Genomic DNA, 6,581 nt, shown 5'->3' with positions numbered 1-6,581 from the left:
ATCACCGCTCAACGGCAGCGTCAATCACCCTGACCGCGCAATCCAGAGCATTCCGCGCAAGTCAAGGCCGGGCACGGTGATCCTCCCATGACGCTCACGAGTGTACAAGCTCCGACGCCTGTAGCTACGCCGCAATCCGCTGCTCAACAGGCGCCGTCAGGAGCTTGAGCGCTTGTGCATGTTGCAGGTCAGGAACCGCAATGGCCGTGTGGCTGTAGATCGCATGGCTTCGTGATTTTGTAATCTTGTCCAGGATCTCGCGGCCTTTGATGACGTGGAGGCCCATTCCCTCGTCAGACGGGAAGATCGCCAGCACCACGTCATAGGCCGCGATGACGGCTCTGAGCGCCTCAGCCTTGTCTTCGGCGACGTCGACAAACACGCGAACATCAGCTGCGAGTTCACGCAGCTCGTCAAAATCCAGCACTGTGGGGTACTCCAACGCAACGATACTAAAGAGGAGCTTGGAGGCGTTGGGTTACTGAAGTCTCAACAACGCAGGCCGGACCACAAGTTTCATGATGGGTGACTCACCGTGCGGGACAAGACCGATCGGGATGTCATATGCGACGGGGATTGCCTTCGCCAGGCAAAGTGCAGGTGAGCTTGGCGCGTCAGTTGAACCCCGGCGAAGGCGGGCGCGACCAATCGCCATGCTTCAAAGTCTGCTTGGCCTGATCGTGGAAACGCTTCTCAGCGCCGCGGGCGCTGCCATCGTCAAATTCTTCGGTTTGGAAAACGCCGCCGAATTCGCGACAGCCATTGTCGGCCTGACCTTTATCGTGATCGGTTTTACGGCCTGGTGGTTTGGCTCCTGAGAACAGCGGGAATACCGTGAAGCCAATCACGCTGCTCAGCGTGCTGGCAGGGTCATGGAGCACGCCAGAGATCGTCAACCAGCTCTGGCACGTCAAAGCCCGCCGCAGCGTGGCCTACCGGCGATGATGAGAAGATTTGGAGTGGAGCAGGGACCAGGCCTGGGCGAGGCTATAAGCGCGATGCGCTCGAAAGCTAGCGCGTCAAAACCAGCGCGTCACTACTCCGTCACTTGGCGTAGCCCTGGGAGCGGAGCCAGGCGATCTTGCGGTCGCCGTTGATCCAGTCGTCGGCGTCGGCCTTGCTGGCGAAGCCGGTGATTTCGCGCTGTTCGGCGTCCGGGTAGTCCGCAAGAATCTTCCAGTCGCTGTCTGAAAGCCGGACGGTCTTGAAGGTCACTTTTGTTTTAGCCATGCCGCACTATGCAGGGAATGCTGCCAAAAGAGAACCCCTGCCGCGGGCTCGCGCGCTTTGAGGTGTGCCTCTTGTCCCATCGGCGGCGTCATGGCCTCTCGTCGCTGAATCCATAATTTGTCTGCAACGCCCGGGTTCCGCCTAGGCCTAGCGGCTTGCCTCGTTGTTCTCTTTTTGTTCTAATTCGCTGGGACGTAACGGGAGCTGAACATGCCGGACCTCGACTTCATTAGGGGGGAGATCGAACAGATGCGCATCCAGGTGGGGCGCCAACGCAAGGAGATTCTCGGGCTGCAACGGGCGGGCATCGGCACGGCCTCGGACGAAGCATTGCTGAGCCGGATGCAGGCCAGGATCGACGATCTCTGTGCGCAACGGGATGCCTTGAAGAAGAGCCAGCCGCATCACAACCAGGGCAAGGCCCTTGGAGGCCGCAAGTGGTAGCGCTGCGCTGGTTCGACGACGAGCCCGAGCTTTCGCCCTTCCTGAAAGCGCTGGAAGACGTTCGACGCAAAGCCACGCGGGAAGGGTGGTGCTACGCGCACGTGCAGGCCATCATCGTGGCGATCGATCAATACGCGGAGGCTGCCACCGGCAATCGGGAGTATTTTCTGAACAAGCCGGTTTCAATCGGTGAATCGCGCAAGAGCGATCACGTGCCCTGAGTTGTGGAAATCCGTGCTGCGGCGATTGTTTCGAACGCGTCGATTTTTACTTGGGCTTTCGTGACTTCGGGGGATGCGGGCCGAGTTATTGTGCGGAACTCACGGCCAACTGCTGCTTGCGTTTTGGGCCTCAATGGGTTCTAAGCCCGGTGACTTTCATGACCGTTGGTATGAACAGCAGCCTGCTGCGTAGTTTTACCGCGTCCCGGGCAGAGCCACATCGTGGCTCTCGCGCACCACATTCAAAGGATTCCAGAACATGGCGAAGATGACCAAGAACCAATTGATCGATGCGATTGCAGAGGGCACGCAGGTTGCAAAGAGCGACGTGAAGTCGGTCATCGAGTACATGGCGACGGTCGGCTACAAGGAGCTGAACGAGTCCGGTGAGTTCGTCATTCCCGGCTTTGCGAAAATGTCGGTGGTGAACAAGCCGGCGACTGAAGCCCGCATGGGCGTCAATCCGTTCACGAAAGAGCCGATGCATTTCGCGGCCAAGCCGGCCAGCAAGTCGGTCAAGGCATCGCCGCTGAAGGTTGCCAAGGACGCTGTCTGATCCGACGACAGAGAGCTGCGTGGCGAGCAGTCGCGACGAGAGTGCACTCGATCGTGGCGCCGGCGTGGACGTTCCAGTCGGCGAGCATCCCAAGAGAAAAACCCCGCGCTTTCGCACGGGGCTCTCCAGCTGACGGCAATGGGATTTCAGCGCCTGGCCGCCAGCCGTATTTCTAACTTAGAGTTGAAAATCCAAAAAGCAACAGCGCCGCGATGACGGAATATGTTCGTCAGGCGGCGCTGCCATATTGACTGGGCGCTGAAATCCCCAGCTTCCATGAGTCTTCGCAGTGCACAGAAGGTTCAACGCGAAGCTTGTGGACATCGCTAGGGCGGCTCGCCGCGTTCGCCTGAGCCGTTCAACAACGCGCTGGACATTTGTTCCCATTTTGTTCTAGTTGGTGTCGTGGAGGTGATTCATGACCATCGAGAAACAGCGCGAAGTGATCCGGCTCTGGAATCAGCTCAGGAAGGTCCGGGGCCCGGCCGCAGAAGAACTCCGCATCCAGATCCTCGAATGCTTCGCCGAGAAGGGCAGCGCCAAGCGATCGGCAGCTTGAGCAGCGTCACCGGTTGAGAAGGGCGCCGGACATCGCCGGCGCGCGTTCGAATTAGAACGGGCCGCACTCGCTTGCGTGCGCCCAAGGGGGCGCGCTTGCGTTGCCATTGGAAGCCAGTCCTCTGGCAGGGTGGCCTCGGACCTTTGCCTCCGGTCGTTTAGGAACCAGCTTTTGCAGTGAACGTTCGCCGTGCATGACATGCCCGCGATGCGCCAAGCCGATGACGGCGAAGTCGACCAACACTTTCTGGTGCGAGCCGTGCCGCGAGATCGTCATCGTGTTTGCGGTCGTCTCGAAATTCCTGCCGCCGGCGAAATGACAGACCAAACTTTCATCGATCGTTAGCAAACGCGCAGTGCTGGTTTTCTCGATTCCGATTCGTTCTTTGAGAACGAAATGGAGTCGGATGCAGAACAAGTTGCGCCTGTCGATGCCGATGCGGGCCGCGCTTGTCGCGGGCACCTCGGCGCGATGCTTTGCTGACTTCATGTGATCGTGCCCGCACATCACGCGATGCACACCAATTGTGATGCACACCAATTGTTAGGAGTTGCTCCGCGCCGATTTCTTCGATTCCGATTCGTTCTTCGAGAACGAAATGGAGTCGAAACTGGAACAAAGCTGGTCAGCGGCACTGCCATAACCGCCTGGGCTTTCGCGCGACGCGCCATATTGGCTCGCGGAGGTCTGAGCTGCTTCCGCAAACCTGCTAACGAAAACTTGCGGCGAAGCCGATAACGCTAATCGGTTAGGTTAAAAGCGAAGTCGCGTTGCAGCTGCGGCGGATTGGGATAGGGTGTCTGGCAACGACAACCAGAAACTTTGCCCAAGAAACTTTGCCAAAGAACCGCTTTGTCATGACACCTTTTTCAGGACCGTCGTTTTATCAAGGCGACCGGCACACCTACCGGCGCGTCGCTGTTGTCGGCGCGCTGTTTTGCCTCGCCTTCGTGGTGATCAGCTTTTCGCTGCGGCCGCAGGCCGAAGACACGCGCGTCGCGGTCAAGGCCGACCGGCTGGTGCGCACCGCCGGCCAGGCGCCGCGCGCGAATTAGCGCTCGTCGCGGTAGATCTGGTCGTCGGGACCCGCGTGGCAGCACGACTCACCGCGGCTCGCGAGCGCGACGAAACCGGCATAACCGGCCAAGTTGAGCAGGACTTCGAGCCACACGGGCATGTCGGCCTCTCTTGCGCGAAGTCGACACAACGTGCGCGCGAAAGAGATGTTCCGCGCTCGCCGGGAAAATTTCCGAAAAAATTCCCGTTCAGAGCGGGGACGTTCAGAGCGGGGAGGAGGGGTCGAGCCGGCGGCCGAGCGTCGCGACGGATTTGGGGGACGGCTGCTCCTTGAGGAACTCGGCAATGGCGCGTGCGAGCTCACCGTCGGTCATCGGCGTCGCCGGCGGGCGCAGGGTGCCGACGCTGATGCCGCGAACGATCTCCTCGTAATGCTGATTACGTGCCTTCGGAACGAGCCGGCGGATGCGGGCGAGCAGAGCGGATATCGGCAATCTTTCCTCCTCGCGATCTTTCCTCCCTCGATCACCCGCCCCATTGGCAGCCGGTTGGCTGTGCTGCCATTTGTGTTCCTGAAACAAACCCCGCCAGCATCACGATGGATACTGACGGGGCTTCGTGCGCGGCCTCTACCGGATAGCGGAGGCTAACTTTAATCCATGAGAGCCGATTTCGTTCCGCTCGCGCCAAAGTTTTTTCGCGCCCTTTTTTTCGCGCCCGGGGGTTCCTCCATGGCGCGCGCAACCATCGCACAGAGCCGGCGTTGTTTCGCCAGCTACGAAGGAGCAGATGCATGATGAAGAAAACACTCGCAGTTCTGGCCACCGTTGCGGCGGTGGGCGTAACTGCAGTCGCCGCTCCTGCGGAGGCGCGCGGTCGCGGCATCGGTCCGGGCCTCGCATTCGGTCTTGCCGCCGGCGCGATCACCGCGGGCGCGCTGGCTGCGTCCCATCCGTATGGCTACGGCTATTACGATGGCCCGGCTTATTATTACGGACCTGGCCCTTACGCCTATTATGGCGGCGGCCCGTACTACTATGGCCACCGCCGCCACCACTACTACCGTCACTGGTAAGTAGCCGGTCACAAGCGAAAAGCCCGGAGCGATGCTCCGGGCTTTTTTCATGAAAGTTCCTTGCGCGATGGTCTACGGCCAGAGCGAGGGCCGTTCGACCTTGCGGGCATTCTCAAGCGTCGAGACGCAATATTCTTCACGCTCGCGCTTGAATTTTTCCTGGGTGGCGCGGAAGGCGGCGACACGTGCGGCGATCTCGTCGCGTTCGCGGGCTTTGCGTTCTTCGTCTTCGGTCATGTCCATCCCCTCTGTTCGCACTTGAACTGCGTTCATAGCTGAACTCAAGCAGCGCCGCCGCATCGCACCTGAGTCGCATTCGAAGACATGCATTGGCGCTTCTGATTGGGGCGTCAATGGGGAGGAGGCATTGCAGGATTGTGATAAGCGAACGGCGGAAAAATTGCCGTTCGCGTTTCGTTTGCGGCTAGCCCCAAAAGCAAATCAGCGCGCGTGACGCACAAGGCGTCCATTGAGATGATGACGGCAACATCCGGCTGCGGCATGCTATAGAGCGGTGCTCGGGCCTACGGATGACTTGACTACGGATCACTCACCCATGATCGCTTGCCCCATGATCGCTTGCCCATGATTGCATCGGATCTTCGCAGCGGCGTCGAACGGCTCGGCGACATGATCGCCCAAGCCAGGACCATCGTGCCGTTCACCGGCGCCGGCATTTCGACGGAATGCGGCATCCCGGATTTCCGCTCGCCGGGCGGGCTGTGGACTCGCAGCCGTCCGATCCCGTTCGACGAATTCGTCGCCAGCCAGGACGCGCGGGACGAGTCCTGGCGCCGCCGCTTTGCGATGGACGAGACCTTTGCGGCGGCAAAGCCCGGCCGCGGCCATCGCGCGCTGGCCTCGCTCTACCGCGCCGGCAAGGTTCCCGCTGTCATCACCCAGAACATCGACAATCTGCATCAGGTCTCGGGCTTCGCCGCCGGGCACGTGATTGAGCTTCACGGCAACACAACTTATGCGCGCTGCATCGGATGTGGGCAGACCTATCAGCTCGACTGGGTGAAGCGCCGGTTCGACCAGGATGGCGCCGCCCCCGACTGCACCGTCTGCGATGCGCCGGTGAAAACCGCCACCATTTCGTTCGGCCAGGCGATGCCCGACGGCGAAATGCAGCGCGCAACCGAGGTGTCGCAGCATTGCGACCTCTTCATCGCGATCGGTTCCTCACTCGTCGTATGGCCTGCGGCCGGCTTTCCGATGATGGCGAAGAACGCCGGTGCTCGTTTGGTCATCATCAATCGCGAGCCGACCGAGCAGGACGACATCGCCGACCTCGTGATCCGCCATGACATCGGCGAAACGCTCGGGCCGTTCGTCGGCAATTGAGGCGTCGATTTTGATTCGCGCCTGTGCAAGCTGTTCATAGGTTCCGGCGAATCTCTTTTTTGTCTATGCCTCTCAACCGAGAGTGTTATCTTTTGATTCGAAAGATTCGCGTCGCGTCCAGCTGAGATGATT

14 protein-coding genes are annotated in these 6,581 nt (G+C 60.2%); 7 read left to right on the top strand and 7 right to left on the bottom strand.

Annotation, left to right across the window (positions count from 1 at the left end; genetic code table 11):
- Positions 1-124: 124 nt before the first annotated feature.
- From IVA82_RS06165 to IVA82_RS06155, 3 genes are all read right to left on the bottom strand, one after another.
- Positions 125-427, bottom strand: coding sequence for a hypothetical protein (locus IVA82_RS06165; protein WP_247380032.1), 303 nt, complete (start codon positions 425-427; stop codon positions 125-127).
- 187 nt (positions 428-614) lie between these two features.
- A complete protein-coding gene (locus IVA82_RS06160) occupies positions 615-896 on the bottom strand; it encodes a hypothetical protein (protein ID WP_247493188.1) in 282 nt (93 codons plus the stop codon).
- 148 nt (positions 897-1,044) lie between these two features.
- Positions 1,045-1,215 carry a hypothetical protein gene (locus IVA82_RS06155; RefSeq protein ID WP_247380027.1) on the bottom strand — a complete coding sequence of 57 codons (171 nt, stop codon included), beginning with the start codon at positions 1,213-1,215 and terminating at the stop codon, positions 1,045-1,047.
- Positions 1,216-1,440: 225 nt separating this feature from the next.
- Between IVA82_RS06155 and IVA82_RS06150 the strand changes: the two genes are divergently transcribed.
- From IVA82_RS06150 to IVA82_RS06135, 4 genes are all read left to right on the top strand, one after another.
- Positions 1,441-1,674 carry a hypothetical protein gene (locus IVA82_RS06150; protein ID WP_247380024.1) on the top strand — a complete coding sequence of 78 codons (234 nt, stop codon included), beginning with the start codon at positions 1,441-1,443 and terminating at the stop codon, positions 1,672-1,674.
- Positions 1,668-1,895, top strand: a complete 228-nt coding sequence (locus tag IVA82_RS06145) for a hypothetical protein (RefSeq protein WP_247380023.1) — start codon at positions 1,668-1,670, stop codon at positions 1,893-1,895. Before IVA82_RS06150 ends, IVA82_RS06145 begins: the two co-directional genes overlap by 7 nt.
- Positions 1,896-2,154: 259 nt before the next feature.
- Positions 2,155-2,451: an HU family DNA-binding protein gene (locus IVA82_RS06140; RefSeq protein ID WP_247380004.1), complete on the top strand. Its 297-nt coding sequence runs from the start codon at positions 2,155-2,157 to the stop codon at positions 2,449-2,451.
- Positions 2,452-2,869: 418 nt separating this feature from the next.
- Positions 2,870-3,010: a hypothetical protein gene (locus tag IVA82_RS06135; RefSeq protein WP_247380001.1), complete on the top strand. Its 141-nt coding sequence runs from the start codon at positions 2,870-2,872 to the stop codon at positions 3,008-3,010.
- Positions 3,011-3,061: 51 nt separating this feature from the next.
- On the opposite strand, the gene IVA82_RS06130 is transcribed toward IVA82_RS06135, so the two are convergent.
- The gene (locus IVA82_RS06130; protein ID WP_247379998.1) at positions 3,062-3,499 is read right to left on the bottom strand and encodes a hypothetical protein; all 438 of its coding nucleotides are present in this window, start codon (positions 3,497-3,499) and stop codon (positions 3,062-3,064) included.
- A 368-nt stretch (positions 3,500-3,867) separates the two neighbouring features.
- Between IVA82_RS06130 and IVA82_RS06125 the strand changes: the two genes are divergently transcribed.
- Positions 3,868-4,065, top strand: coding sequence for a hypothetical protein (locus IVA82_RS06125; protein ID WP_247379993.1), 198 nt, complete (start codon positions 3,868-3,870; stop codon positions 4,063-4,065).
- Here the strand turns inward: IVA82_RS06125 and IVA82_RS48490 are convergent.
- The gene (locus IVA82_RS48490; protein ID WP_256469624.1) at positions 4,062-4,187 is read right to left on the bottom strand and encodes a hypothetical protein; all 126 of its coding nucleotides are present in this window, start codon (positions 4,185-4,187) and stop codon (positions 4,062-4,064) included. The genes IVA82_RS06125 and IVA82_RS48490 overlap by 4 nt on opposite strands.
- 103 nt (positions 4,188-4,290) lie before the next feature.
- Positions 4,291-4,521: a hypothetical protein gene (locus tag IVA82_RS06120; protein ID WP_247379974.1), complete on the bottom strand. Its 231-nt coding sequence runs from the start codon at positions 4,519-4,521 to the stop codon at positions 4,291-4,293.
- A 302-nt stretch (positions 4,522-4,823) separates the two neighbouring features.
- Here IVA82_RS06120 and IVA82_RS06115 point away from each other — a divergent pair, with 302 nt between their 5' ends.
- Entirely contained in the window at positions 4,824-5,102 is a 279-nt protein-coding gene (locus IVA82_RS06115) for a hypothetical protein (RefSeq protein WP_247380035.1), read from the top strand.
- Positions 5,103-5,174: 72 nt separating this feature from the next.
- Here IVA82_RS06115 and IVA82_RS06110 read toward each other — a convergent pair whose 3' ends face one another.
- On the bottom strand, positions 5,175-5,339 hold the full coding sequence (locus tag IVA82_RS06110; protein ID WP_187435704.1) for a hypothetical protein: 165 nt from the start codon (positions 5,337-5,339) through the stop codon (positions 5,175-5,177).
- A gap of 348 nt (positions 5,340-5,687) precedes the next feature.
- Here IVA82_RS06110 and IVA82_RS06105 point away from each other — a divergent pair, with 348 nt between their 5' ends.
- The gene (locus tag IVA82_RS06105; RefSeq protein ID WP_247379971.1) at positions 5,688-6,449 is read left to right on the top strand and encodes a Sir2 family NAD-dependent protein deacetylase; all 762 of its coding nucleotides are present in this window, start codon (positions 5,688-5,690) and stop codon (positions 6,447-6,449) included.
- Positions 6,450-6,581: the final 132 nt, after the last annotated feature.

It is taken from the genome of Bradyrhizobium sp. 142 (assembly GCF_023074015.1).
Lineage (GTDB): Bacteria > Pseudomonadota > Alphaproteobacteria > Rhizobiales > Xanthobacteraceae > Bradyrhizobium.
This window is presented reverse-complemented; position numbering and strand designations above follow the sequence as displayed.

What these genes read in the sequence shown, in the direction of transcription:
- IVA82_RS06150 (WP_247380024.1), top strand. Translation starts at nt 1,441, where the DNA reads ATGCCGGACCTCGACTTCATTAGGGGGGAGATCGAACAGATGCGCATC.
- IVA82_RS06140 (WP_247380004.1), top strand. Translation starts at nt 2,155, where the DNA reads ATGGCGAAGATGACCAAGAACCAATTGATCGATGCGATTGCAGAGGGC.
- IVA82_RS06135 (WP_247380001.1), top strand. Translation starts at nt 2,870, where the DNA reads ATGACCATCGAGAAACAGCGCGAAGTGATCCGGCTCTGGAATCAGCTC.
- IVA82_RS06130 (WP_247379998.1), bottom strand. Translation starts at nt 3,499, where the DNA reads ATGAAGTCAGCAAAGCATCGCGCCGAGGTGCCCGCGACAAGCGCGGCC.
- IVA82_RS06125 (WP_247379993.1), top strand. Translation starts at nt 3,868, where the DNA reads ATGACACCTTTTTCAGGACCGTCGTTTTATCAAGGCGACCGGCACACC.
- IVA82_RS48490 (WP_256469624.1), bottom strand. Translation starts at nt 4,187, where the DNA reads ATGCCCGTGTGGCTCGAAGTCCTGCTCAACTTGGCCGGTTATGCCGGT.
- IVA82_RS06115 (WP_247380035.1), top strand. Translation starts at nt 4,824, where the DNA reads ATGAAGAAAACACTCGCAGTTCTGGCCACCGTTGCGGCGGTGGGCGTA.
- IVA82_RS06110 (WP_187435704.1), bottom strand. Translation starts at nt 5,339, where the DNA reads ATGACCGAAGACGAAGAACGCAAAGCCCGCGAACGCGACGAGATCGCC.
- IVA82_RS06105 (WP_247379971.1), top strand. Translation starts at nt 5,688, where the DNA reads ATGATTGCATCGGATCTTCGCAGCGGCGTCGAACGGCTCGGCGACATG.